This window comes from Nocardioides sp. NPDC057772, from assembly GCF_042798075.1.
Taxonomy (GTDB): Bacteria; Actinomycetota; Actinomycetes; order Propionibacteriales; family Nocardioidaceae; genus Nocardioides.
Genome location: NZ_JBHVKN010000006.1, coordinates 19,949 through 44,154, shown reverse-complemented (window position 1 = coordinate 44,154; position 24,206 = coordinate 19,949). Strand labels below are relative to the sequence as shown.

Genomic DNA, 24,206 nt, shown 5'->3' with positions numbered 1-24,206 from the left:
CGCCCCAGGATTCTGAGAGAATCCTGGGCGTGGCTGAGAAGGTGACCTTCAAGAGTACGTCCGGACCCATGCTGGCCGGTCTCATCGACCTGCCCGAGGGTGAGGTGCGTGGCTGGGGCGTGTTCAGCCACGGCTTCACCCTCGGGAAGGACTCACCGGCCGCCGCGAGGATCTGCAAGCAGCTGGCCGCCGAGGGCATCGGCATGCTCCGCTTCGACAACCTCGGCCTCGGCGACTCCGAGGGCGACTGGGGCGACGGCTCCTTCACCCACAAGGTCGCCGACACCGTCGAGGCCACCCGCTTCATGGCCGAGCGCGGCACCCCTGCCGAGCTGCTCGTGGGCCACTCCTTCGGCGGCGCCGCGGTCCTCGCCGCGGCCAACGACTCGGTCGGCGTCGATGCCGTGGCCACCGTCGGTGCCCCGTTCCAGCCGGCTCACGTCGAGCACAACTACGACGCCGTGCTCTCCCGGGTGATGGAGGACGGCGAGTCGCCGTGGATGGCAGGCGGCAAGTCGCTGACCCTGCGCAAGGCCTTCGTCCATGACGTACGCCGCGCCGACCTGCGCCACAAGATCATGCAGCTCAAGAAGCCGCTCCTGGTCATGCACAGTCCCACCGACACGACGGTCGGCATCGAGAACGCCTCCGACATCTTCAACACCGCCCGCCACCCGCGCTCGTTCGTGGCGCTGGAGGGCTCCGACCATCTCCTCACGAAGAAGGGTCAGGCCCAGCGCGCCGCCCGGATCATCTCCGCCTGGGCGGATCAGTACCTGATCGACTGAGTCGCTTCCGCTGATCCGGCCCGGCGTCGGCTAGGTTCGGGACATGCTCACGAAGCCGAAGTTCCCGATCAAGGAGCTGATCAAGGCAGGTCCCGCGGCGCCGCAGGTGCTTGTCGGGCACCTGGTCGCCACCCAGGGTCCGGAGATCGCCCAGAAGGTGGCCGAGGACCGCGCCGAGCCCGGCTTCGACGCCGATGCGTACGTCGACGAGCTGATCAGGAAGCACCGCTGGTTCGCCCGTGCGCAGGGTGCCGGCGGCGGCGCGATGATCGCGGTCGCCGAGATCCCGGCCCTCATCGGTGGCCCCGCCGCCGTCGCGGCCGCGGCAGGCACGGCGATCCTCGGCGACCTGGTCGCGCTGGCGTGGATCGAGCAGCGGCTGGTGATGCACATCGCGGCTGCGTACGGGCACGATCTGGAGGATCCGGCCCGGGTGGACGAGTTCCTCAGGCTGGCCGGAGTGGATCTGCTCTTCGACGGCGGCGGCAGCGCGGCGGGTGCCGCGGGCAGCAGGTTCGGCGTCCGTGCCGCTTCCCAGTGGGCGGCGAGGAAGACCATCCAGGCCACCAGGTCGATGGCGCAGCTCGTCGGTGCGCGGGTGGCCCGGCGTGTCGTCCTGCGCGGCATCCCGGTGCTCAACATCCCGCTCGGTGTGGTGCTCTCGGACACCGCCACCAAGCGTCTCGGACGGCGCGCACGCGAGTTCTACCGGGCGCGTCCGCGGCCTGCCTGACGCGTGTGTTTGATCAATTGACAGAAAACACCGAACGAGACTTCCACTAACAGGTGTGGGTGGGGTTACACTCGCTGCAAGCGCCCGGCTCGTGGACGTTCGTCGTGGGGACCGAACGAGTCACTGGCCCGGTCGATGAGGCGCCGATCGCGCGTATCCGCTGTTTGGACGCGGTCGTCAGTCGTCAGCCATCGACCTGCGCGAGCCCTGGGAGGGCGACCGGCCGATGAGGGTCGGCATTTGGACATGCCACTCACCCGTGCGTGGCCCAAGGAGGATTCAGTTGGCTCAGGGAGCCGCTACCCGGCGCAACAACCGGTCCGGCCGTTCGCGTAGCAACGGAAACGCCGGCAAGTCCGGGCAGAACGGTCGCCGCAAGGGCGTCCACAAGGACAACGAGGGCATCATCCCGGTGCTCGCTCAGGTCGTCCGCGAGGTCGAGTCGGCCGTGCAGCGCCGCTCGGCGATGCCCGACGTGCGCACCAAGTTCCAGGTCGTCGCGCTCCTCGCCCGAGACGAGCGCCATCGCGTGCTCGAGGACGAGACCCTCAACGACGGCCGCCGCGCCGAGCAGCTCAAGCGTCTGGACGGGATCGCCACGATCCTCGCCAAGACCGCGACCATGGACTCGCGCCTGTTCGAGCTCCTCGCCGAGGACGCCGAGATCTCCGAGGCCGCACTCGACCTGAAGCACGAGCTGATGGCCCGCGGTGGCGTCGACGTGCCCGAGGACGAGGAGGAGGACGAGGACGAGACCCCCGCTGTCGTCGTCCCCGACAAGCGCGTCGTCCCGACGAGCGTCATCCAGCGCCAGCTCTCCAACCCGTTCCTGGTGCCCGACTTCACCAATGCCCGCCCGCCGGTGCACGCCCGCCGCCTGTCCGGCTGGGAGCTCCTCGGCCCGCTGTTCCGCAGTTTCGAGTACGCCGACTCCGGCCCCTCGTGCATGCCGCTGCCCGACCCGCCCGCCTACGGCCCCGGCCATGTCGACGCGCCCGGCACCCGCGAGCTCATGCACCATCAGGCCCAGATGGTCGCCTCGGCGGCGCAGGGCCACCGCACCTACCTGCTGGCCGACGAGCCCGGCCTCGGCAAGACCGCGCAGGCCCTGCTCGCCGCCGAGGCGGCCGACGCCTACCCGCTGCTCGTGGTCGTGCCCAACGTGGTCAAGGCCAACTGGGCGCGCGAGGTCAGCCTCTGGACGCCGTCGAAGAAGGCCACCGTCGTGCACGGCAACGGCGAGGACATCGACGGCTTCGCCGACATCATCGTGGTCAACTACGAGATCCTCGACCGCCACGTCGGCTGGCTCGGCGAGTTCGGCTTCAAGGGCATGGTCGTCGACGAGGCCCACTTCATCAAGAACAAGTCCTCCCAGCGCTCCCAGCACGTGCTGGCCCTCTCCGAGAAGATCCGGCAGCGTACGGCCAACCCGCTGCTGATGGCGCTGACCGGCACCCCGCTGATCAACGACATCGAGGACTTCCGGGCGATCTGGCAGTTCCTCGGCTGGATCGATGACGTCAAGCCGCTCAACGGTCTGCTCGAGGGGCTCGAGGAGACCGGGCTGACCCCGCAGGACAACAGCTTCTACGGCGCCGCCCGCCGCGTCGTCGTCAACCAGGGCATCGTGCGCCGCCGCAAGATCGACGTCGCCAGCGACATCCCGGCGCGCCGTGTGGCCGACCTCCCGGTCGAGCTCGACGACGCCGAGGGCCGCTCGATCCGGGCCGCCGAGGCAGAGCTGGCCAAGCGGATGATGCAGCGCTACGACACCGCGATCGAGACCCGCGTGACCGGAGCCAAGCCGGCTCCGGGCGAGCTCGACCTCGAGCTGATCCGCCGCGTCGCCACCTGGGAGCGCGAGGACCAGGACGCCTCGACGGGCGAGAACGTCTTCGGCATGATGCGCCGCATCGGCAAGGCGAAGGCGACCCTGGCCGCCGACTACGCCGCCCAGCTGGCGCGCAACGTCGGCAAGGTCGTCTTCTTCGCCAAGCACATCGAGGTCATGGACACCGCGCAGAAGCTCTTCGAGGAGCGCGGCATCCGCTACTCCACGATCCGCGGCGACCAGACCTCGAAGGCGCGCGAGAAGGCCATCGACGAGTTCATGAACGACCCCGAGGTCGAGATCATCGTCTGCTCGCTGACCGCCGCCGGGGTCGGCGTCAACCTGCAGGCCGCCTCCAACCTGGTCCTGGCCGAGCTCTCCTGGACCGACGCCGAGCAGACCCAGGCGATCGACCGGGTCCACCGCATCGGCCAGACCGAGCCGGTCACCGCCTGGCGCATCATCGCCAGCCAGACCATCGACACCCGGATCGCCGAGCTGATCGACTCCAAGGCGGGCCTCGCTGCCCGCGCCCTGGACGGCTCCGACGAGGAGGTCACCGACTCCGCCGACGTGCAGCTCGAGGCCCTGGTCTCGCTGCTCACCGACGCGCTCCGCAAGCGCGAGTCGGGCCGCCGGGGTCGCCGCGCCGCCTGACCGGGCCCGACTGGGCCCGACCTGGGCCCGACCTGGGCCCGACCTGGGCCCGACCTGGTTCCGGGACTCGACCCAGGCCTCATCTCAGGGAGAATCCTGAGGTGGGGCCTGGGTGCTGCGGCGTACGCTTGAGCACATGTTCTGGATCATCCTTCTCCTCGTCGCGGCGGCCGTCGGCGGCTACGTGTTCCGGGTGCCGATCGTCGCCAAGCTGACCGGTCAGCCGCGCAGCCGCATCGAGCGGCACATCGGGCCGAAGACCAAGCGCCTTCCCTGATCTGACCGGCCCGGGCACCGCCCTCGGGAATCACCGGTAGGGCACGTACGTTGGGACTACGTGCCCGCCGATCCGGCGCGCACGCGACTCCAGACCGGAAGTGAGAGCCCCATGCCCACCGTCGAGCTCGGCGCAGAGAACTTCGAGAGCACCGTCACCGACAACGAGATCGTTCTCGTCGACTTCTGGGCGTCCTGGTGCGGCCCGTGCCGCCAGTTCAGCCCGATCTACGACGCCGCCTCCGAGGAGCACCCGGAGATCGTCTTCGGCAAGGTCGACACCGAGGCCGAGCAGGCCCTCGCCGGCGCCGCCAACATCACCTCGATCCCGACGCTGATGGCCTTCAAGAAGGGCAACCTCGTCTTCTCCCAGCCCGGCGCCCTGCCTGCGCCCGCGCTGAAGCAGGTCATCGACGCGGTCGTCGACCTCGATATCGACAAGGCGCTGGCCGAGCAGGCCCAGAAGGAGTCCGGCGAGTAAGACTCGTCACTGCTCCTGGCTTCGCATCAGGTTGGATAGCCGTGTGAACGAACCCGACAGCGCCGCCCACGACGAGCTCCTGCGCCTACGCGGCAGCATCGACAATCTCGACGCGGCCCTCGTCCACCTCCTCGCCGAGCGCTTCAAGTGCACCGAGCAGGTCGGCCGGCTGAAGGCGCGCGCGGGCTTCCCGCCTGCCGACCCCAACCGCGAGGCCGTCCAGATCGAGCGGCTCCGCCGACTCTCCGACGACGCCGGGCTCGACCCCGAGTTCGCCGAGAAGATCCTCAACGTGATCATCGCCGAGGTGATCCGCAACCACCGCCAGTTCGTCGAGGACTGAGGGATCAGCCCAGCACCCGGTCCAGCCACGCATTCCAGAACCGGCGATCCGGGTCGAAGCGGCGTACGAGGTCTCTGAAGTCTTCCCAGCGCGGGAAGCCGGCGCCGGGATCTGCGGTGGTGAAGAGCTTGCCCCAATGTGGCCGGGTGCCGGCCGGTAGCCGCCGCTCGAGGTCGGGCAGGAGCTTGCCCACACCGGCAGGGTCGGCCCGCCAGGTGAAGTGCAGTGCCAGTACGTCCGTGCCGTAGGCGGGGGAGAGCCACAGGTCGTCGGCGGCGACCGCGCGGATCTCGCCGACCTGCAGCAACGGCCGGACCCGGTCGGCGAGCGACCGGACGGCGTCGACCGCCTCCTGGGCGCGGTCGAACGGCACCAGGTATTCACTCTGCAGCTCCGCGCCGACGCTCGGCTGGAAGTCGAGCCGGAAGTGGGGCAGTCGCTCGTGCCACGGCCCCGGCACGCCGAGCTGCTCGGTGCACGGCGCCGCGTCGAGACCGGGGATCACGTGGCGAGGCTCGGTCGCGAGCACCGTCCCCGGGATCTGCGGCGTCGTCGAGCTCGACTTCACCCAGACCTTGCCGACCGAGCCGTCGGGCGCGTCGCCCCAACGCGTGAAGATCGACACCGAGTAGGCCGCACCGAGGATCTCGGTCAGATGCTCTCGCAGGTCGGCGAAGGTCAGACCCTCGTGGACCGTCTGGGAGATCTGGTAGCTCGGCGAGGTCAGCAGCTCGAGGTGGGTCACGATCCCCAGGGCGCCGATGCCGACCACGGCCCCGGCGAAGTCGGGTGACCCGGCCTCCAGGCGCACCAGGTCACCCCGGCCGTCGACGATCTCCAGTGCCGTCACGGAGGTGGCCAGCGAGCCGTTGCCGACGCCGGACCCGTGCGTGCCCGTCGCGACCGCTCCGGCCACCGAGATGTGGGGGAGCGAGGCGAGGTTGGGCAGGGCCCGCCCGCGTTCCTCGAGCCAGGCCGCGAGCTCGCCGTAGCGCATCCCGCCGGGCACCCGGACGACGTCTCCGGCCAGGCTCGGGGCGGACTCCAGGGCGTCGAGCGAGACCAGCACACCGGGCGTGTCCGCGAGGTCGGTGAAGGAGTGCCGAGATCCCAGCGCGCGCAGTCGTGGCTCGCGCAGCACGAGGTCACGTACGTCTTCGACGGAGCGTGGTCGCACGAGCTTGCGAGCGGTGTAGTCGTAGCTGCGAGCCCACGTCGATCCGGGAGCGTCGAAGGCGGGGGTCTCGGTGCGCATGCAGGGATCGTAGCCGGATATCGGGGATAGATGCGCGTGAATAGAAAACGTTATCGACAACGATTGATAAGCCCTGCTCGCTCGCGCCACTCTGTGATGCCGATCACATCCACTCCTTGGAGGCATCGTGAAGATTCGCCACCTGGCTGCGGCGATCGCCGCAGTCTCGACCGCAGTCGCCGTCACCGCAGCGTCCACGGCCCACGCTGAGCCCCGCGGCTTCCAGCCCCCGTCCGACTCGCTCCGCTCCTATGCCTCGCAGATCGGTCTCCGCGTCGGTGTCGCGGTCAATCCCGAGGTCCTGGCCGACGAGGAGCTCGCCGGCATCGCCGCCGACGAGTTCTCCAGCCTCACCCCGGAGAACGAGATGAAGTGGGAGACCGTCGAGCCCACCCGCGGCACCTACGACTGGTCGGGTGCCGACGCCGTCGTCGAGTTCGCCAAGGCCCACGGCCAGAAGGTGCGCGGTCACACCCTGCTGTGGCACAACCAGAACCCGGCCTGGCTGACCGAAGGCGTCGACAACGGCACGATCAGCACCGACGAGCTCCGCACGATCCTCGAGAAGCACATCACCGACGAGGTCACCCACTTCCGTGGCAAGGTCTACCAGTGGGACGTCGCCAACGAGTTCTTCGCCGACTCCTGGAGCCCCAACCCGCTCCCCAACGGCATGAACGGCGACAACTTCTGGATCAAGCACCTCGGCACCGGCATCGTCGCCGACGCCTTCCGCTGGGCCCATGCCGCCGACCCCAAGGCCCAGCTGTTCTACAACGACTACAACATCGCCGGTGAGGACGGGAACAGCGCCAAGTCGACCGCGGTCTACAACTGGGCCAAGGAGCTCCTCGCCCAGGGTGTGCCGATCCACGGGATCGGCAACCAGGGTCACCTCGACACCCAGTACGGCTTCTCCGGCCAGCGGTTCCGCGCCGACCTGCAGCGCTACGCCGACCTCGGGCTGAAGGTCGCGGTCACCGAGGCCGACGTACGCACCTTCGTCGACTCCGCCGAGACCCAGGTCCCGACGGACGACCTGGCGCTCTTCGCCCATCCCTACGAGTTCTCGCAGATGCTCCAGGCTTGTCTCGCCGTGCGCGCCTGCACCTCGTTCACGGTGTGGGGCATCGACGACGCCCACTCCTGGGTACCGGGCTGGTTCGAAGGACAGGGCTACGCGTTGCTCTGGGACGTGAACAAGCAGCCCAAGGAGGCGTACACCACGCTGAAGCAGGATCTCCGGCTGGCCCTGGGCGCGGCGCGCCGACACTGAGGCAACCCGGTCACCGTCGGGTCGTGGCGACTCCCGCGCGTCGGTGGTCTACTTGAGACCGAGCACATCGATCGATCTGAGCGAGGGTAGATGAGCGAGTACGCAGCAGAGGCAGACCTCGAGGAGCAGGCGACCGACGTCGTGCAGGAGACTGTCGACGACGAGGCGCCCCTGGACGCCGAGGAGACGGTGACCTCGCCGCCGGACGACGTCAACGAGGCCGACTACGCCGAGCAGAAGCTCGACGCAGTCGGCCCCGACGACGACTACGACTACTGATCCGGCCGGAACACCTGCTAGGAGTTCTGCGGGAACCCCAGGTTGATCCCGCCGTGCGAGGGGTCGAGCCAGCGGGTGGTGACGGCCTTCTCCCGGGTGAAGAAGTCCAGCCCGGCGGGACCGTAGGCCTTCGCGTCCCCGAACAGCGACGCCTTCCAACCGCCGAAGGAGTGGTAGGCGACGGGCACCGGGATCGGCACGTTCACACCGACCATGCCGACCTGCACCTCACGCTGGAACCGGCGCGCGGCGCCGCCGTCGTTGGTGAAGATGGCGGTGCCGTTGCCGAACTGGCCGGAGTTGATCAGCTCCAGACCCTCCTCGTAGCCGGAGACGCGTACGACCGAGAGCACGGGGCCGAAGATCTCCTCGGTGTAGACCGTGGACGTGGTGGGAACGCGGTCGACCAGTGTCGGGCCGATCCAGAACCCGTTGGGATCGCCGTCCACCTCGACCCCGCGGCCGTCGACGACGACCTCCGCCCCGTCGGCGGCGGCCACGTCGACGTAGCTCGCCACCTTGTCGCGGTGGGCGCCGGTGATCAGCGGGCCCATGTCAGTGCCGCGGGTGCCGTCGCCGGTCTTGAGCGTGGCCATCCGGGAGGTGATCTTCGAGATCAGGCTGTCGGCCACCGAGTCGACCGCGAGCACCACCGAGATCGCCATGCAGCGCTCGCCGGCCGATCCGAAGCCGGCGTTGACCGCCGAGTCGGCGACCAGGTCGAGATCGGCGTCGGGCAGCACGAGCATGTGGTTCTTGGCGCCGCCGAGCGCCTGGACACGCTTGCCGGCGGCGGTGCCGCGCTCGTAGACGTAGCGGGCGATCGGGGTGGAGCCGACGAAGGAGATCGAGGCGACGTCGGGGTTGTCGAGGAGCGCGTCGACCGCCTCCTTGTCACCGTGGACGACGTTGTAGACGCCATCGGGCAGTCCTGCCTCGGCCCACAGCTCGGCGATCCAGTTCGACGCGGTCGGGTCCTTCTCAGACGGCTTGATCACCACCGTGTTGCCAGCCGCGATCGCGATCGGGAAGAACCACATCGGCACCATCGCCGGGAAATTGAACGGGCTGATGATGCCCACCACGCCCAGCGGCTGCTTGAGGGTGGTCACGTCGACGCCGGTGGAGACCTGCTCGGAGACGGTGCCCTTGAGCAGATGGGAGAGCCCGCAGGCGAACTCGACGACCTCGAGACCGCGGGCGATCTCGCCGGCGGCGTCGGAGAGCACCTTGCCGTGCTCGGCGGTCAGGATCTCGGCGAGCTCGCCCTTGCGGGCGTTGAGCAGCTCGCGGAACTCGAAGAGCACGGCCGTACGCCGGGTCAACGAGGTCTCGCTCCACTCCGCGTAGGCCTTCTTGGCCGCGGAGACGGCGGTGTCCACGTCGGCGGCCGAGGCGAAGCGTACGTGTTTCTGGACGGTGCCGAGCGCCGGGTTGTAGACGTCGCCGAGACGGGTGCCGGTGCCGGGGTTGGTGGCCCCGCCGATCCAGTGGTCGAGGATGGGGAGATCGGTCATTTCATACGTCCTTTGCGTGTTACAGCGAGCCGAGCACGTCGTCGTAGATCGAGATCGCCTCGGCGACCTCGTCGGGGGTGACGACACACGGAGGCACCACGTGGATGCGGTTCTCCATGGTGAAGGGGATCAGGTTGCGGGCGATCAGGTCGGACTTGATCCTGGCCATCGTCGCGGCCGGCAGCGGCTCGCGGGTCTCGCGGTCGGCGACCAGCTCGAGGGCCCAGAACACCCCGGTGCCGCGTACCTCGCCGATCACGTCGTGCTTCTCGGCCAGCGCCGCGAGGCCGGGTGCGATGTGGTCGGTGCCGATGGTCGCGGCGTTGTCGACGATCCCCTCCTCGTTCATCGCCTCGATGGTCGCCACGATCGACGCCATCGCGAGCGGGTGGCCGGAGTAGGTCAGGCCGCCGGGGAAGACCTGCTCGTCGAAGGTCGCCGCGACCGGGTCGGAGATGATCACCCCGCCGGCCGGTACGTAGCCCGAGTTGACCCCCTTCGCGAAGGTGATCAGGTCGGGCACGACGTCGTAGGCGTCCAGTGCGAGCCACTCGCCGGTGCGACCGAAGCCGGCCATGACCTCGTCGAGGATGAGCATGATCCCGAACTCGTCGGCCAGTGCCCGGACACCGGGGAGATAGCCCGGCGGCGGGATCATGATCCCGGCGGTGCCGGGGATGGTCTCGAGGAGGATCGCCGCGATCGACGCCGGCCCCTCTGCCTCGATGACCCGGCGCAGGTGGTGCAGGGCGCGCTCGGACTCCTGCTCCGGCGTGGTCGCCCAGAACTCCGAGCGGTAGAGGTAGGGGCCGAAGAAGTGCACGTGGCCACGGGCGAACTCATTCGGGATCCGCCGCCAGTCGCCCGTCGCGACGATCGCCGCTCCGGTGTTGCCGTGGTAGGAGCGGTAGGTCGAGAGCACCTTGTCGCGGCCGGTGTGGATGCGGGCCATCCGGATCGCGTTCTCGACCGCGTCGGCGCCGGCGTTGGTGAAGAAGACCTTGTTGAAGCCCACCGGCGCGATGTCGGTGATCCGCTCCGCGGCCTCACCGCGCGCCAGGTTGGCCGTCGTCGGCGCGATCGTGGTCAGCGTCTCGGCCTGCTTCTTGATCGCCTCCACCACCCGGGGGTGCTGGTGGCCGATGTTGGTGTTGACCAGCTGGGAGGAGAAGTCCAGGTAGGTGTGGCCCGAGTCGTCCCACACCCGCGAGCCCTGGCCGCCGGCGATGACGAGCGGGTTCAGCGACGCCTGGGCGGACCAGGAGTGGAAGACGTGGGATCGGTCGAGGTCGTACGCGCGGGCGTCACTGGCGCTGGTCAAGGCTGTCCCCTGGGGTGCGTGGATGGACACGGATCTGGATGCTCACTCTACGCCGGGAACGACGGGGTCGCCGTCGATCCGGAATACTGATTACGACGGTATATCAGGCTAACGGCTACGTTTTCGTTACATTCGTGCGTCATCAGCAACGAAATCGCGCGCTCATGCCTTTGCGGTCGCCGGCCGGTTCACTCGCGGGATCACCAGATCTCCGTACGCAGCCAGCGTCTGCTGCATCGCGTCGTGCTGCAGGTAGACGGCGAACTGGTCGACCCCGAGGCTCGCGAGCCGCTCGAGCTTGGCGACCTGCTCCTCGACCGGGCCGAGGAGGCAGAACCGGTCGACGATCTCGTCGGGCACGAACCGGGTGTGGGTGTTCTCGGCCCGGCCGTGCTCGTTGTAGTCGTAGCCTTCGCGGCCTGCGATGTAGTCGGTGAGCGCCTGCGGGACCACGGCGGTCGAGCCTGTCGAGACCCCGTACTTGGCCACGATGTCGGCGACGTGGTTGCCGACCATCCCGCCGAACCACCGGCACTGCTCGCGGGCGTGGGCCAGGGCCTCGGGCGACCCGTCAGTGACGTACGCAGGGGCGGCCACGCAGAACGTCAGCGACTCCGGGTCCCGGCCGGCGTCGGTGGCCGCCTTCTTGACCGCTCCGATCATCCACTCGGTGATGTCGGGATCGGCGAGCTGGAGGATGAACCCGTCGCCGACCTCGCCGGCCGCCTTCAGCGCGAGCGGGCCGTAGGCAGCGATCCACACCTCCAGCTCGGAGCGCTTGGCCCACGGGAACTGCAGCGTGGAGCCGTTGACCTCGACCGGGCGCCGGTTGGCCAGCTCCCGGATCACCCGGGTCGCCTCGCGCATCTCCTTGATCGTGGACGGCTTCCCGTTGAGCACCCGCACCGCCGAGTCGCCGCGGCCCATACCGCACACGGTGCGGTTGCCGTACATCTCGTTGAGGGTCGCGAAGACCGACGCGGTCACCGTCCAGTCGCGGGTCGCCGGGTTGGTCACGAACGGACCGACCTTGATCGTGCGGGTCTCGGCGAGGATCTGGCTGTAGATGACGTACGGCTCCATCCACAGCAGGTGGCTGTCGAAGGTCCACGCGTAGTCGAAGCCGTACGCCTCGGCCTGCTTCGCCAGCGAGACGACCCGCCAGGCGGGCGGGTTGGTCTGGAGGACGACACCGAAGTCCATGGCGTCACACCAGGTACTGCGACAGGTCGCGCTCGAGGTAGCTGCCGTGGCCCTTGGTGCCCTTGAACTCGCCGTCGGCGACGACCACCGACCCGCGGGAGAGCACCACGTCGACGTGGCCGTCGATCTCGTAGCCCTCCCAGGCGGAGTGGTCCATGTTCATGTGGTGGGTGCGGCCTTCGCCGACGCCGATGGAGGTGTGGCCGGCCGGGTCGTAGACCACGATGTCGGCGTCGGCGCCCGGCGCGATGACGCCCTTGCGGCCGTAGAGGCCGAACATCCGGGCCGGCGTGGTCGCGATCAGCTCCACCCAGCGTTCGAGGGTGATCTGCCCGGTCACCACGCCCTGGTAGAGCAGGTCGACGCGGTGCTCGATCGAGCCGATGCCGTTGGGGATGGCCCGGAAGTCGTCCTTGCCGAGCTCCTTCTGCTCCTTCATGCAGAAGGGGCAGTGGTCGGTGGAGACCATCTGCAGGTCGTTGGTGCGCAGCGCCTGCCACATCGCGTCCTGATGACCCTCGGCGCGCGAGCGCAGCGGCGTCGAGCAGACCCACTTGGCGCCCTCGAAGTCGCCCCACTCCTCCGAGGATGCGCCGAGCTGCTCTTCGAGGGAGAGGTAGAGGTATTGAGGACAGGTCTCGCCGAAGACGTTCTTCCCGTGGTCGCGGGCAGTGGCCAGCTGCTCGACGGCCTGCTTGGCGCTGACGTGCACGACGTAGAGGGGTGCCCGGGCCACGTCGGCGAGCATGATCGCCCGGTGGGTGGCCTCCTCCTCCATCTGCCAGGCGCGCGCGATGCCGTGGTAGTAGGGGCTCGTCTTCCCCGACTCGGCCAGCTGCGCGGCCAGCACGTCGATCGCCGGTCCGTTCTCGGCGTGCATCATGGTGAGCAGCCCGTGGTCGGTCGCCTTCTGCATCGCCCGCAGGACCTGCGCGTCGTCGGAGTAGAAGACGCCCGGGTAGGCCATGAACAGCTTGTAGGAGGTGATCCCCTCGTCCACGAGGGTGTCCATCGCCTTGAGCGCGTCGTCGTCGACCCCACCGATGATCTGGTGGAACCCGTAGTCGATCGCACAGTTGCCGGCGGCCAGCTCGTGCCAGTGCGCCAACCCGTCCTGGACGCGCTCGCCGTAGCGCTGCACCGCGAAGTCGATGATCGTCGTGGTGCCGCCCCAGGCCGCGGCACGGGTGCCGGTCTCGAAGGTGTCGGAGGCGTTGGTGCCGCCGAACGGCAGCTGCATGTGGGTGTGGGCGTCGACGCCGCCGGGGATGACGTACTTCCCGGTCGCGTCGATGGTGAGGTCGGCGTCGATCGTGCCGAACGGGCTGGCGCCGGGGGAGATGAGCGCGACGATCCGCTCGCCGTCCACCAGCACGTCTGCCTGGGTGCGTCCGGTCGCGGAGACGACCGTGCCGCCCGTGATGAGGGTGGTGCTCATGTGGGCCTCCTCAGGGTCGGGGGATGGCGGTGTAGGAGTCGGGCCGCCGGTCGCGATAGAACTGCCAGTCGTCGCGCATCTCCTGGACCATGTTCATGTCGAGGTCGCGTACGAGCAGCTCCTCCTTCTCGCCGGAGCCGAGCTCGCCCACGTAGTTGCCGCGCGGGTCGACGATCTGCGACATCCCGTAGAAGTTGACCGCCTCCGGTCCGTACTCGTTGTCCTCGAGGCCGACCCGGTTGGGCGCGAGCACGAAGTAGCCGTTGGCGACCGCGGCGGCGGGCTGCTCGATCTCCCACAGCCGGTTGGAGAGTCCGGGCTTGGTGGCGTTGGGGTTGAAGACCATGTGGGCCCCGTTGAGCCCGAGCTCGCGCCAGCCCTCGGGGAAGTGGCGGTCGTAGCAGATGTACATCCCCACCTTGCCGACCGCGGACTCGAAGACCGGGTAGCCCAGGTTGCCGGGGCGGAAGTAGAACTTCTCCCAGAACTTCTCCACGTGCGGCAGATGGTTCTTCCGGTACTTGCCGAGGATGGTGCCGTCGGCGTCGACCAGCACGGCGGTGTTGTAGTAGATCCCGGTGTCGGCCTCCTCGTAGATCGGCAGCACCATCACCATGCCCAGCTCCTTGGCCAGGCTCGCGAAGCGCTGCACGATCGGGCCATCGGCCGGCTCGGCGTAGCGGTAGTACTTTTTGTCCTGGGTGATCCCGAAGTAGGGCCCGTAGAAGAGCTCCTGGAAGCAGATCACCTGGGCGCCCTGCGCTGCGGCGTCACGCGCGAAGCCCTCGTGCTTGTCCAGCATGGAGGCCTTGTCCCCGGTCCAGGTGGTCTGGCTGATTGCGGCTCTGACGATGGTCATGCGACTACCTCCCCCTCCATAGAAGCATGCCGCCGCGGCCCGTGGGGCCACGACGGCATTTTTGACTGGAAGGAGGTAGTGCCTGAAAGTCTCCCGCTCTACGCAGCGGTGGCCGGATGACGTACGACCACGTGCTCGACGGCCCTGGCGAGCTCCTCGCGGAGCTCCGGCGCCAGCTGGGGGCAGTCGACCGAGAGGAACAGCTCCATCGCGGAGCGGGTCGCGCGGGCACGCTCGCCGGGCGTCTCCTCAGGGAGGGTGGGCGCGATCTCGGCGAGATGGGCGCTGGTCTCGACCACGGTGTTGCAGTCGTGCGGGGTGAGTGGGGCGCGGGCCTCCCGGCCGGCGCGGACGAGGACGCTGAGAACCTCCACCTTGGCGGCGGTGGTCAACGACATAGCGCTCCTCGACGAGTCGAACAGATGCGACCCCACACCGTCCGCGTTGTGCGACGACATGTATCTCCTCGGTGGGACGTGTGCCTCCCCCGAGGCACTCTCGCCCACTCCAACGACCAGGGGAAGGGAACGGTGACGCCCTTGGGTGCTTTGTAACCCAGCTGTGGGCTGACCCGTGAGTAACCTATAGAAATTACGGTCCTGGTGTTGCAGATCGCCCTTGCGTGGGGCGACCCGGCACAATTGAGCCCATGAGTTCTCCTGGGGGCGCCGGCATCGGCGGCCTGATGGTCGAGACCGAGGCCGATGTCGTACGCCGCCAGGCGCTGCGCCGCATGCGTATCGTCGCCACGGGGCTCCTGGTCGTGGCCGCCATCGTCTACCTGCTGACCCTCGGCATGGACGGGTTCTGGGGATTCGTGAACGCCGGTGCCGAGGCATCCATGGTGGGTGCGATGGCCGACTGGTTCGCGGTGACCGCACTGTTCCGGCACCCGCTCGGGCTGCCGGTGCCGCACACCGCGCTGATCCCGAAGCGGAAGGACGAGCTCGGCGCCAGCCTGGAGGAGTTCGTCCAGGACAACTTCCTGCAGGAGGAGACCATCCGCGAGCGGCTCGGCGTCGCGATGCCCTCGTTGCGGCTCGCGCTGTGGCTCTCCGAGGAAACCAACGCCAAGCGCGTCGTCGACGAGGTCTCCACCGTGGTGGCCGACGGGCTGTCCCGGATCAGCAACCGGCACATCGTCGAGATCATCCAGGACGGGTTCGTGCCTCGCCTGCGCGAGGAGCAGATCGCGCCCCTGCTCGGCGGCACGTTGCAGGCGGCGCTCGACGACGGCGTACATCACGGGCTGGTCGACCTGGCGCTGGTCGAGCTCCACGGCTGGCTCGAGGAGAACGAGGAGATCGTCACCGAGGTGCTCGGTGAGCGGGCCCCGTGGTGGACGCCGCAGGTGCTGCGCGAGCCGGTGACCGCCCGCATCCACGTCGAGCTGGTCCGCTGGATCGCCGACATCCGCGACGACCCCGAGCACCGTGCCCGTAAGGCTCTCGACGCGATGCTGACCGACCTGGCGGACAACCTGCAGCACGACCCGGCGACCATGGAGCGTGCCGAGCGGCTCAAGGAGCGCGTCCTCGATCACCCCGGTGTCATCGACACCGCCATCTCCATCTGGGACGCGCTGCGCCGTGCGCTCACCACCTCTCTGCGCGACCCCGAGGGTGTGGTCCGCCGCCGCGCCCTGGACGAGGTCGTCCGCTACGCCCAGAAGGTCGTCCTCGACGAGACCCTGCAGCGCCGCTACGACGCGCTCGCCTCCGATGTCGCCGTCTACGTCGTCAAGCGTTACGGCCGCGAGGCGACCACCGTCATCACCCACACCATCCAGCGCTGGGACGGCAAGCAAGCCGCCCGTCGCATCGAGCTCTTCGTCGGCCGCGACCTGCAGTTCATCCGCATCAACGGCACCCTCGTCGGCGGCCTCGTCGGCGTCATCATCCACGCCATCGCTGTCCTGGTGAGCTGATGGTGGAGGATGGGCCCGTGAGCGAACCGTTCGACGTACCCATCACCGACGAGGTCATCCGCCTCGGCCAGTTCCTGAAGCTGGCCAATCTGGTCGAGACCGGCTCCGAGGCGCGCCCGGCGATCACCGCCGGCGAGGTGAAGGTCAACGGCGAGACCGAGCTCCGCCGCGGCCGCCAGCTCCGCGTCGGCGACGTCGTGGAGTACGCCGGCCAGGCGGCTCGGGTCTCCGCCGAGGCCGACTTCGACGTCCCCTGGTAGGTAGGTTTCCCCGGCTAACCGGGGAAACCTGCACTTCTCCGGCGTTGCATTGCCAGAGAAGTGCAGGAATACCCGGTTAACCGGGTATTCCTACGCCCGCTACTTCTCGACCTTGACCAGGTCGCAGACGAAGATCAGGGTCTCGCCGGGCTTGATGACCGCACCGGCGCCGCGGTCGCCGTAGGCCAGGTGGGGCGGGATGACGAGCTGGCGGCGGCCGCCGACCTTCATGCCCAGGATGCCCTGGTCCCAGCCCTGGATGACCTGGCCGATGCCGACGCGGAAGTCGAGCGGCTCGCCGCGGTTGTAGGACGCGTCGAACTCCTCGCCGGTGGACAGCGCCACGCCGACGTAGTGGACCGAGACGCGGTCGCGCTCGGTGGCCTCCTCGCCGTCACCGATGGTGATGTCCTTGATGACGAGGTCGGTCGGAGGGGTGGGGTCGACGAAGTCGATCTCAGGCTTCTGGCTCATGGGAAATCAGTCTACGTATCGAGTCTCGCTGGGGCACACCGCCGTCGCGTCAGTCGCGTCGGTCGTCGCGGGGTAGGTCGGGGTCATGCCGTCGGCGCGCTCGCGGCCGAGGTTCCACTCCAACCAGTCGCCCTCGCGGTCGTTGGCGCCGAGCACACATCCGCGCAGGTCCTCGGGGAGCTTCTCCAAGGCCGGCACCGCATCGTCACTGAGCCCGGAGAGGAAGTCGGTGTCGATCTTCCCGGTCTCCTCATAGCGCGAGACGTTGTGCTCGGCGATCCAGGCGTCCGGGTTGATCGCGGCGATGCCGAGCAGGGCGACGGCGCCGCTGACCAGCGCGAACCTGCCGAGCCAGAGGCCGCCGCCGATGGCGCCGCCGGCGACCGCGGCGACCAGCCCGACGATCACCAGCAGTCCCAGCCAGGCCTCGAAGACGTCGACGAGGAGCCGGAGCTGGGTGAAGCCGTACGCCTCCTGGTAGAGGTGCATCCGATACAGCGCCGACCCGACGACGACCAGCGCCTCGGCGGCCAGCAGCCCGAGCGCGACCCGCAGCCACATCCGGTCGGCGACGGTCTCCACCGGTGCCTTGCGGGCCGCCGCCCAGATCACCAGCAGCGTCAGCGCGGTCGCGACGGTGAGCTGCCCGAACCCCTGGTGGACGTATTCGGCGTACGTCAGTCCGGTCGTCTCGCGCAGGTAGTCCTCGCCGCCGAAGACCGCGGTCGCCTGCGCGACCAGGAACGCCGCGAAGACGGCGACGACGACACCCACCGGAGCCAGCCACTCGTAGCGGTTGGCGACGGGCTGGGACGTACGCTCGCTGCGGTCGATCCGGGGCGGGTTCACGGCCAGGTACGCAGCCGCCAGGACGACCCCGAAGACGAAGACGGTCATGAAGATCCGAGCGACGACGGTGTCGGGGCGTACGTCCGGCACGAACTGGTCGACCCAGCTGCCCAGCACCGCGTCGGCGGTGGTGAACAGGAGGCCGAAGATCACCAGCCCGAGCAGGGAGAGGACCGTGGTGCGCGCGACCGCGGCACCGTGACCGCGGCCGGAGACGCTGGTCAGCGTCCGGCCCAGCCATGGGATGCCACGCAGCCCGGCCAGCGGCCAGGAGATCCCGGTCAGCACGATCCCGAGCAGCGTCTTCGCCCCGGTCGAGGCGCAGAGCAGGACCGCGATGGCCGTGAGCAGGCACAGCACGACGATCCATTCGGCGTCGCGGATCACCGCGACCGAGGAGAGCAGCGCAAACAGCACGTAGCAGACGATCGGGAACCAGTTGCGGCGTCGCTCACTCGCCAGCATCACGACCGCGCCGGCGGCCAGCAGCACGACGACGGTGCCGAGCCCGGCGTTGCGGTCGGGGATCAGCAGACCGCCGAGCAGGCCGGCGACCACGGCGCCGATGAAGAGCCCGAACCTCCCCGTGACGCCGGAGTCGGGCCAGTAGGTGCCGAAGATGTCGTCGAGGACAGACGGGGTGGCGTAGGCGGCCTTGGGGTCCGTCGCGGACGTCTCGGCCGACTTGGCTGGCCCTGCCGGTTCGGCGGGCTGGGCGGGCTGGGCGGGCTCGGCCGCCGGGGGAGTGGTGGGCATCTGGGTCTCCTCGTGGGTGGGGGTGAGTTGACTGGCGGTGAGCGGATGGGGCACAGGGCGTGCGGGTGGCCGCAGTGGAAGGTCGACGCGCACGCGGGCACCGGCGGTGCCGGGAAGTGGATCGAGGAAGGCGATGGAGCCGCCGTGCAGGTCGGTGACCCAGCGGGCGATGGCGAGACCGAGCCCGGTCCCGCCGCCCTCGGCCGAGGCGCTGAGGGTGCCGAAGGGCTCGAAGACGCGACTTCGGTCGGCGACCGGGACGCCGGGCCCGGAGTCGAGGACCTCGAGGTGGTAGCGCTCGCCGTCGAGGCCGGCGCGCACGACCACCACGCCGTCCCGCGGACTGTGTCGGGAGGCGTTGTCGAGGAGATTGACGACGAGCTGGCTGAGCCGATCGGCGTCGGCCTCGACGACAAGAGAGTCCGGTGCGTCGATCTCGTAGGTGACCGGCCGTCCATTGACCCGTGCCTCCGCGACGCAGGCCTCCAGCAGCGACGCGAGCTCGACCGACGACGTGCTCAGCGGTGCCTTGCCGGCATCGACGCGCGCCAGGTCGAGCAGGTCCTCGACCAGCCGGCTCAGGCGCTCCGCCTGGTCGAGCGCGGTCTGGAGGGCGGCCGGGTCGGAGCCGACGCCGTCGACCAGGTTCTCCAGGACAACGGTGAGAGCCGCCAGGGGCGTACGCAGCTCGTGGGAGACGTTGGCGACCAGATCCCGGCGCTGGCGGTCGACGGCGCCGAGGTCGCTGGCCATCGTGTTGAAGGCACGGCCCAGCTGACCGACCTCGTCGGCCCCGCCGACAGGCACCGAGACCGAGTAGTCGCCGCGGGCCATCCGGCGGGCCGCGACCGTCATCTGCCGCAGCGGCGAGGTCATCCCGGCCGCGAGCAGCTGGGTGACCGCGAGCGCGATCCCGATCGTGACCGGGATCGAGATCCACGGCGATACCCCGGTGACTCGCCCGACCGAGGCGACGACCGCCGCCACCAGGGCGCTGGCGGCGACCAGGAGGCCGAGCTTGACCTTGATCGAGGAGACCCGTTCCAGCGGCGTCATTCGCCCGCCTCCAGCGCGTAGCCGACCCCGTGCACGGTCCGTACCCGAGCGGAGCCGATCTTGGCACGCAGTCCCTTCACATGGCTGTCGACGGTGCGGGTGCCTGAGGCGTCGTTCCAGCCCCAGACCTCGGCGAGCAGCCGCTCGCGGGTGACCACGGCGCCCGGGTCGGCGGCCAGGCAGACCAGCAGGTCGAACTCGGTCGGCGTCAGCCGCACCTCGGACCCGTCGACCCACACCCGACGGGCAGCGGAATCCATCCGCAGCCCCCCGATCTCGGCCGTACGCCGCGGCGACCCGGCCAGCTCGGCGGCCCGCTCGACGCGCCGCAGGAGCGCGTTCACCCGGGCCACGAGCTCGCGAGCCCGGAACGGCTTCGTCAGGTAGTCGTCCGCCCCGACGCCGAGCCCGACCAGCACGTCGGCCTCGTCGGTACGGGCGGTGAGCATGAGCACCGGCACGGGACGTACGGCCTGGATCCGGCGGCACACCTCCAGGCCGTCGTAGCCGGGCAGCATCACGTCGAGGACGACCAGGTCCGGCGAGGTCTCCTCGAAGCAGGAGACGGCACCGGGGCCGTCCCACGCGCGGACGACGTCGTATCCCTCGGCGGTGAGCCGGTCGGAGACGGCCTGGTTGATGACCGGCTCGTCCTCGACCACGAGAACCCGGCGGGTGGCGGTCACATGTTCTGGCACATGCTCAGGCTAGAAGCCGGAGCGGCCGGAAAGGCTGCAGAAGTTGTGAAGGTCCTGTGCAGACCTGGGCAACGGCCTTACGTCTGGTGGACGTACGCCTCGAGCTGGTCGCGCTCGAAGGCGAGCTGGTCGATGCGGTGCTTGACCAGGTCGCCGATGCTGACGATGCCGACCAGGGCGCCGTCCGCGACCACCGGCATGTGCCGGATCCGGCGCGCTGTCATGATGCCCAGGATCTCGTCGATGGTGGCCTCGGGGTCGCACGTCTCGACCTCGGTGGTCATGATCGAGGAGACCTCGGCGGCGAGCAGGGCGTCGTTCTCGTGGAGGCGCCGCACGACGTCGCGCTCGGAGACGATCCCGGCGACGGCGGTGCCGTCACTGCTGACGACACAAGCCCCGATGCTGTGCTCGGCGAGCACCCCGAGCAGATCACGCACGGTGGCGGTTGAAGCGATCGTGACCACCTCGGCGATCGCCTTGCGAGTGAGTACGTCCGCGATCTTCATGCATCAACGGTAGCGGCTGTGACTGGCGTCACGCCAGGGTCTGTTCGGGGACGCGGCGCCGAGCCAGGCGTCGTCCACTACTCGCTTGCCGGACGGCGGAACGCGGTGACCGACCCGGGCTGCGCGGCCGGCCAGTCGGCGTCGTTGTTGTCGTCGGGCAGCCCGCCGAGGAAGGAGAGCACGGCGTCGTGCAGGTGGCCGTTGGTGGCCAGCGCGTTGCCGCCCCACGGCCCCGGGTCGCCGGCCAGCGATGTGAACTGGCCGCCGGCCTCGCGCACGATGATGTCCAGCGCCGCCATGTCGTAGACCTCGAGCTCCGGCTCGACGGCGATGTCGACCGCGCCCTCGGCGACGAGCATGTAGGACCAGAAGTCGGAGTAGGCACGGGTGCGCCAGCAGCTGCGCATCAGCGCCAGGAAGTCCTCGAGCCGCTCGCGCTCCTCCCAGCCGTGGAGCGAGGAGTAGGACATCGAGGCGTCCTCCAGGCGGCGTACGTCGGAGACCTGGCACTGGGTCGACTTCATCAGCGACTTGCCGGTGTGGGCACCCTGGCCCTTGGCCGCCCACCAGCGTCGCCCGAGCTGGGGCGCGGAGACGACCGACATCACGACCTCGTTGTCGACGGCGAGCGCGATCAGCGTCGCCCAGACCGGCACGCCGCGCACGAAGTTCTTCGTCCCGTCGATCGGGTCGACGATCCAGCGCCGGCTGGACGAGCCGGAGGACCCGGACTCCTCACCGGTGATCGCGTCGCGCGTGCGCGCACGGGAGAGGGTGCGACGGATCGACTCCTCCACGGCCTTGTCCGCGTCCGAGACGGGGGTGAGGTCGGGCTTGGTCATGACGTGCAGGTCGAGCGCCTTGAACCGCGACGTCGACAGGGAGTCGGCGTCGTCGGCCAGCAGGTGCGCCAGCCGCAGGTCGTCGTTGTAGTCAGGAGTGCTCGCCACGAGGGTTCACTCTAGTGGCTAGGGGCCTGGAGCGAAGCCTCCCCTGGTAACCGGTTCCCCACGAAAACACCGCCTGGGGCATCGAGGATCACCCAGGTCAGAGCGCGTACGCCGGCACCGACCGCGCCTCGAGCAGGCGACGGAAGGACGCGACCCGCTCGGGATCGAGCCTGCCGGCCTCGATCGCCGCGTCCAGACCGCACTCGGGCTCGTCCGCGGCGTGCGTGCACCCGCGTGGGCACTCGGCCGTCGCCTCCTCCAGATCCGGGAAGGAGACGATGAGCCGTTCGGGCTCGACATGGGCCAGACCGAACGTACGGATCCCCGGGGTGTCCACGATCCACCCGGCTTCATCGGGCAACCGCAGCATCAGCGCCGAGGTGGACGTGTGCCGCCCGCGGCCGGTGACCGCGTTGACGTGCCCGACCTCCCGCCCGGCGTCGGGCACGATGGCGTTGACCAGCGTCGACTTCCCCACGCCGCTGTGGCCGAGAAGCACCGACGTACGTCCGTCGAGCTCGGCGCGCAGCGCGCTCATGTCGCCGCCGCGCTGCGTCACGACCCACGGCACGCCCAGCGACCGGTAGATCGAGACCAGCGACTCCGGGTCGGCAAGGTCGGCCTTGGTGATGCACAGCAGCGGGTCGATCCCCGCCTCGTAGGCGGCCACCAGCGCGCGGTCGATGAATCCGGTGCGCGGCTCGGGGTCGGCGATGGCGGTGACGATGACGAGCTGGTCGGCGTTGGCCACCACGACCCGCTCGACGGGGTCGTCGTCATCGGCCGTACGCCGCAGCACCGTCTCCCGTGGCTCGACCTCGACGATCCGGGCCAGCGCGCCTTCGGCGCCCGAGGTGTCGCCGACGACCTTGACCCGGTCGCCGACGACCACGCCCTTGCGGCCGAGCGGGCGGGCCTTGACCGCCCACACTTCGACCTCGGGGGCAGCGTCCATCACCAGCGTGAACCGGCCACGGTCGACCGTGATCACCCGCCCGAGGTCGGCGTCGTCGTAGCTGGGCCGATCCTTCGTACGCGGTCGGGTGCGGCGCCGCGGACGGTCGTAGTGCTCGACGTCCTCGGTCCCGTAGCGCCGCTGTGCCTTTGCCATGTCGTCAGGAGAGTTCGGTCGAAGCGGAGCGCGAGACGAACAGCTCTGCCCAGAAGGGCGCGAAGTCGGTGAAGGTCTTGGAGGTGGTGGTGATGTTCTCGACCAGGACGTCATCGACGGCTGCCCCGATGATCACGCCGGCGTGGGCCATCCGGTGGTCGGCGTAGGTGTGGAACACCCCGCCGTGCAGGGTCGCGGGCCGGATCGTCAGGCCGTCGGGGTGCTCGGTGACGTCGGCCCCGAGGGCGCCCAGCTCCTGGGCGAGCGCGGCGAGCCGGTCGGTCTCGTGGCCGCGGATGTGGCCGATGCCGGTCAGGTGCGAGGGCGTCTCGGCGAGAGCGCAGAGCGCTGCGACGGCGGGGGTGAGCTCGCCGATGTCGTGCATGTCCAGGTCGATCCCGGTGAGGCGTTCCGGACCGGTCACGGTGAGCCCGTCGTCGTCCACCTGCACCTCGCAGCCCATCAGCGAGAGCACCTCGCGCAGCTGGTCGCCCGGCTGGTCGGTGGCCTGCGGCCAGTCGCGCACGGTCACGGTGCCGCCGGAGACCGCAGCGAGCGCCAGGAAGGGAGCGGCGTTGGACAGGTCCGGCTCGATGGCGCGGTCCAGTGCCTTGATCGGCCCGGGCGCCACCGTCCAGCGGTTGGCCTCGGAGTCATCGACCGCGACGCCGTGCTCGCGCAGCATCGCGACCGTCATGTCGATGTGGGGGAGCGAGGGCACGGGCTTGCCCTCGTGGCGGATGTCCACGCCCTGTTCGTAGCGCGCCCCTGCCAGCAGCAGCGCGCTGATGAACTGGCTCGACGCCGAGGCGTCGACCACCACGGTGCCCCCGGGCACCGCACCGGCGCCGCGGATCGTGAACGGCAGCCCGTCGGCCTCGATGTTCACGCCGAGGTCGCGAAGCGCGCGGAGCACCTCGCCGACCGGCCGCTTGCGCATGTGCGGGTCGCCGTCGAAGGCGATCGTGCCGGTGGAGAGCGCGGCCACCGGAGGTACGAAGCGCATCACCGTCCCTGCCAGCCCGCAGTCGACCTCGGCGTCGGCGCCGAACGCCCCGGGCGTCACGACCCAGTCGTCGCCCGAGGTGTCCACCTGCGAGCCCAGCGACGTCAGCGCCGCCGCCATCAGCAGCGTGTCGCGGGACCGCAGCGCACGATGTACGACGCTGGGCCCGTCGGCGATCGAGGCCAGCAGCAGCGCCCGGTTGGTCAGCGACTTGCTCCCGGGCAGTGACACCGTCGCGTTCACCGGACCGCGCGCTCGTGGTGCCGGCCAGGGGTCTGCCGGTCCGTTCGCAGGGTCAGCGGCACGGTCCGTCGTCGTAGTCACAGGTCCAACTTTAGAGGTTCTGCGAC

At 69.6% G+C, this 24,206-nt stretch carries 24 protein-coding genes; 10 read left to right on the top strand and 14 right to left on the bottom strand.

Translation table 11 applies throughout. The features are described 5' to 3' along the window. The first annotated feature begins 29 nt into the window (after nucleotides 1–29). From ACFVJS_RS02470 to ACFVJS_RS02445, 6 genes are all read left to right on the top strand, one after another. Nucleotides 30–788: an alpha/beta hydrolase family protein gene (locus tag ACFVJS_RS02470; protein WP_378877118.1), complete on the top strand. Its 759-nt coding sequence runs from the start codon at nucleotides 30–32 to the stop codon at nucleotides 786–788. Nucleotides 789–831: 43 nt separating this feature from the next. Beyond that, complete coding sequence (locus tag ACFVJS_RS02465; RefSeq protein WP_378877116.1) at nucleotides 832–1,521, top strand: hypothetical protein; 690 nt, start codon at nucleotides 832–834, stop codon at nucleotides 1,519–1,521. Nucleotides 1,522–1,804: 283 nt separating this feature from the next. After that, nucleotides 1,805–4,012, top strand: a complete 2,208-nt coding sequence (locus ACFVJS_RS02460) for a DEAD/DEAH box helicase (RefSeq protein WP_378877114.1) — start codon at nucleotides 1,805–1,807, stop codon at nucleotides 4,010–4,012. A 136-nt stretch (nucleotides 4,013–4,148) separates the two neighbouring features. Then, nucleotides 4,149–4,289 (top strand): hypothetical protein, encoded by a 141-nt coding sequence (locus ACFVJS_RS02455; protein WP_165109916.1) that lies wholly within the window; start codon nucleotides 4,149–4,151, stop codon nucleotides 4,287–4,289. 111 nt (nucleotides 4,290–4,400) lie between these two features. Next, nucleotides 4,401–4,769, top strand: a complete 369-nt coding sequence (trxA, locus tag ACFVJS_RS02450; RefSeq protein ID WP_378877112.1) for a thioredoxin — start codon at nucleotides 4,401–4,403, stop codon at nucleotides 4,767–4,769. A gap of 43 nt (nucleotides 4,770–4,812) precedes the next feature. After that, the gene (locus ACFVJS_RS02445) at nucleotides 4,813–5,112 is read left to right on the top strand and encodes a chorismate mutase (protein ID WP_378877110.1); all 300 of its coding nucleotides are present in this window, start codon (nucleotides 4,813–4,815) and stop codon (nucleotides 5,110–5,112) included. 4 nt (nucleotides 5,113–5,116) lie between these two features. On the opposite strand, the gene ACFVJS_RS02440 is transcribed toward ACFVJS_RS02445, so the two are convergent. Further along, nucleotides 5,117–6,367 carry an FAD-binding protein gene (locus tag ACFVJS_RS02440; RefSeq protein WP_378877108.1) on the bottom strand — a complete coding sequence of 417 codons (1,251 nt, stop codon included), beginning with the start codon at nucleotides 6,365–6,367 and terminating at the stop codon, nucleotides 5,117–5,119. 127 nt (nucleotides 6,368–6,494) lie between these two features. On the opposite strand from ACFVJS_RS02440, the gene ACFVJS_RS02435 reads away from it, so the two are divergent. Beyond that, nucleotides 6,495–7,643 carry an endo-1,4-beta-xylanase gene (locus ACFVJS_RS02435; RefSeq protein WP_378877106.1) on the top strand — a complete coding sequence of 383 codons (1,149 nt, stop codon included), beginning with the start codon at nucleotides 6,495–6,497 and terminating at the stop codon, nucleotides 7,641–7,643. A gap of 90 nt (nucleotides 7,644–7,733) precedes the next feature. Continuing rightward, nucleotides 7,734–7,922, top strand: coding sequence for a hypothetical protein (locus ACFVJS_RS02430; RefSeq protein WP_378877104.1), 189 nt, complete (start codon nucleotides 7,734–7,736; stop codon nucleotides 7,920–7,922). A 17-nt stretch (nucleotides 7,923–7,939) separates the two neighbouring features. Here the strand turns inward: ACFVJS_RS02430 and ACFVJS_RS02425 are convergent, their stop codons facing one another. The 6 genes from ACFVJS_RS02425 to ACFVJS_RS02400 all read right to left on the bottom strand — a co-directional run bounded on the left by ACFVJS_RS02425 (nucleotide 7,940) and on the right by ACFVJS_RS02400 (nucleotide 14,658). After that, nucleotides 7,940–9,439, bottom strand: coding sequence for a CoA-acylating methylmalonate-semialdehyde dehydrogenase (locus ACFVJS_RS02425; protein WP_378877102.1), 1,500 nt, complete (start codon nucleotides 9,437–9,439; stop codon nucleotides 7,940–7,942). A 19-nt stretch (nucleotides 9,440–9,458) separates the two neighbouring features. Next, nucleotides 9,459–10,760 carry an aspartate aminotransferase family protein gene (locus tag ACFVJS_RS02420; RefSeq protein ID WP_378877100.1) on the bottom strand — a complete coding sequence of 434 codons (1,302 nt, stop codon included), beginning with the start codon at nucleotides 10,758–10,760 and terminating at the stop codon, nucleotides 9,459–9,461. A 162-nt stretch (nucleotides 10,761–10,922) separates the two neighbouring features. After that, nucleotides 10,923–11,963 carry a TIGR03842 family LLM class F420-dependent oxidoreductase gene (locus ACFVJS_RS02415; protein ID WP_378877098.1) on the bottom strand — a complete coding sequence of 347 codons (1,041 nt, stop codon included), beginning with the start codon at nucleotides 11,961–11,963 and terminating at the stop codon, nucleotides 10,923–10,925. Nucleotides 11,964–11,967: 4 nt separating this feature from the next. Further along, a complete protein-coding gene (gene hydA / locus ACFVJS_RS02410; protein WP_378877096.1) occupies nucleotides 11,968–13,401 on the bottom strand; it encodes a dihydropyrimidinase in 1,434 nt (477 codons plus the stop codon). Between the two features lie 10 nt (nucleotides 13,402–13,411). Then, nucleotides 13,412–14,260 (bottom strand): nitrilase-related carbon-nitrogen hydrolase, encoded by an 849-nt coding sequence (locus tag ACFVJS_RS02405; protein ID WP_378877094.1) that lies wholly within the window; start codon nucleotides 14,258–14,260, stop codon nucleotides 13,412–13,414. A 98-nt stretch (nucleotides 14,261–14,358) separates the two neighbouring features. Next, nucleotides 14,359–14,658 (bottom strand): hypothetical protein, encoded by a 300-nt coding sequence (locus ACFVJS_RS02400; protein WP_378877092.1) that lies wholly within the window; start codon nucleotides 14,656–14,658, stop codon nucleotides 14,359–14,361. 251 nt (nucleotides 14,659–14,909) lie between these two features. Here ACFVJS_RS02400 and ACFVJS_RS02395 point away from each other — a divergent pair, with 251 nt between their 5' ends. Together ACFVJS_RS02395 and ACFVJS_RS02390 are read left to right on the top strand one after the other, a co-directional pair. Further along, on the top strand, nucleotides 14,910–16,187 hold the full coding sequence (locus ACFVJS_RS02395; protein WP_378877090.1) for a DUF445 domain-containing protein: 1,278 nt from the start codon (nucleotides 14,910–14,912) through the stop codon (nucleotides 16,185–16,187). A 17-nt stretch (nucleotides 16,188–16,204) separates the two neighbouring features. Then, the gene (locus tag ACFVJS_RS02390) at nucleotides 16,205–16,447 is read left to right on the top strand and encodes an RNA-binding S4 domain-containing protein (protein ID WP_378877088.1); all 243 of its coding nucleotides are present in this window, start codon (nucleotides 16,205–16,207) and stop codon (nucleotides 16,445–16,447) included. A gap of 99 nt (nucleotides 16,448–16,546) precedes the next feature. Here the strand turns inward: ACFVJS_RS02390 and ACFVJS_RS02385 are convergent, their stop codons facing one another. From ACFVJS_RS02385 to aroA, 7 genes are all read right to left on the bottom strand, one after another. Next, entirely contained in the window at nucleotides 16,547–16,921 is a 375-nt protein-coding gene (locus tag ACFVJS_RS02385) for an FKBP-type peptidyl-prolyl cis-trans isomerase (RefSeq protein ID WP_165109902.1), read from the bottom strand. A gap of 6 nt (nucleotides 16,922–16,927) precedes the next feature. Further along, complete coding sequence (locus tag ACFVJS_RS02380) at nucleotides 16,928–19,582, bottom strand: DUF4153 domain-containing protein (RefSeq protein WP_378877085.1); 2,655 nt, start codon at nucleotides 19,580–19,582, stop codon at nucleotides 16,928–16,930. After that, on the bottom strand, nucleotides 19,579–20,280 hold the full coding sequence (locus ACFVJS_RS02375; RefSeq protein ID WP_378877083.1) for a response regulator: 702 nt from the start codon (nucleotides 20,278–20,280) through the stop codon (nucleotides 19,579–19,581). The genes ACFVJS_RS02380 and ACFVJS_RS02375 overlap by 4 nt, the downstream gene beginning before the upstream one ends. Nucleotides 20,281–20,357: 77 nt before the next feature. Then, complete coding sequence (locus ACFVJS_RS02370) at nucleotides 20,358–20,789, bottom strand: CBS domain-containing protein (protein ID WP_378877081.1); 432 nt, start codon at nucleotides 20,787–20,789, stop codon at nucleotides 20,358–20,360. Nucleotides 20,790–20,866: 77 nt separating this feature from the next. Then, a complete protein-coding gene (locus tag ACFVJS_RS02365) occupies nucleotides 20,867–21,739 on the bottom strand; it encodes an inositol monophosphatase family protein (protein ID WP_378877079.1) in 873 nt (290 codons plus the stop codon). A gap of 97 nt (nucleotides 21,740–21,836) precedes the next feature. Next, complete coding sequence (gene rsgA / locus ACFVJS_RS02360; RefSeq protein ID WP_378877076.1) at nucleotides 21,837–22,850, bottom strand: ribosome small subunit-dependent GTPase A; 1,014 nt, start codon at nucleotides 22,848–22,850, stop codon at nucleotides 21,837–21,839. 4 nt (nucleotides 22,851–22,854) lie between these two features. Then, the gene (aroA, locus tag ACFVJS_RS02355; RefSeq protein ID WP_378877074.1) at nucleotides 22,855–24,180 is read right to left on the bottom strand and encodes a 3-phosphoshikimate 1-carboxyvinyltransferase; all 1,326 of its coding nucleotides are present in this window, start codon (nucleotides 24,178–24,180) and stop codon (nucleotides 22,855–22,857) included. Between the last annotated feature and the right edge of the window lie 26 nt (nucleotides 24,181–24,206).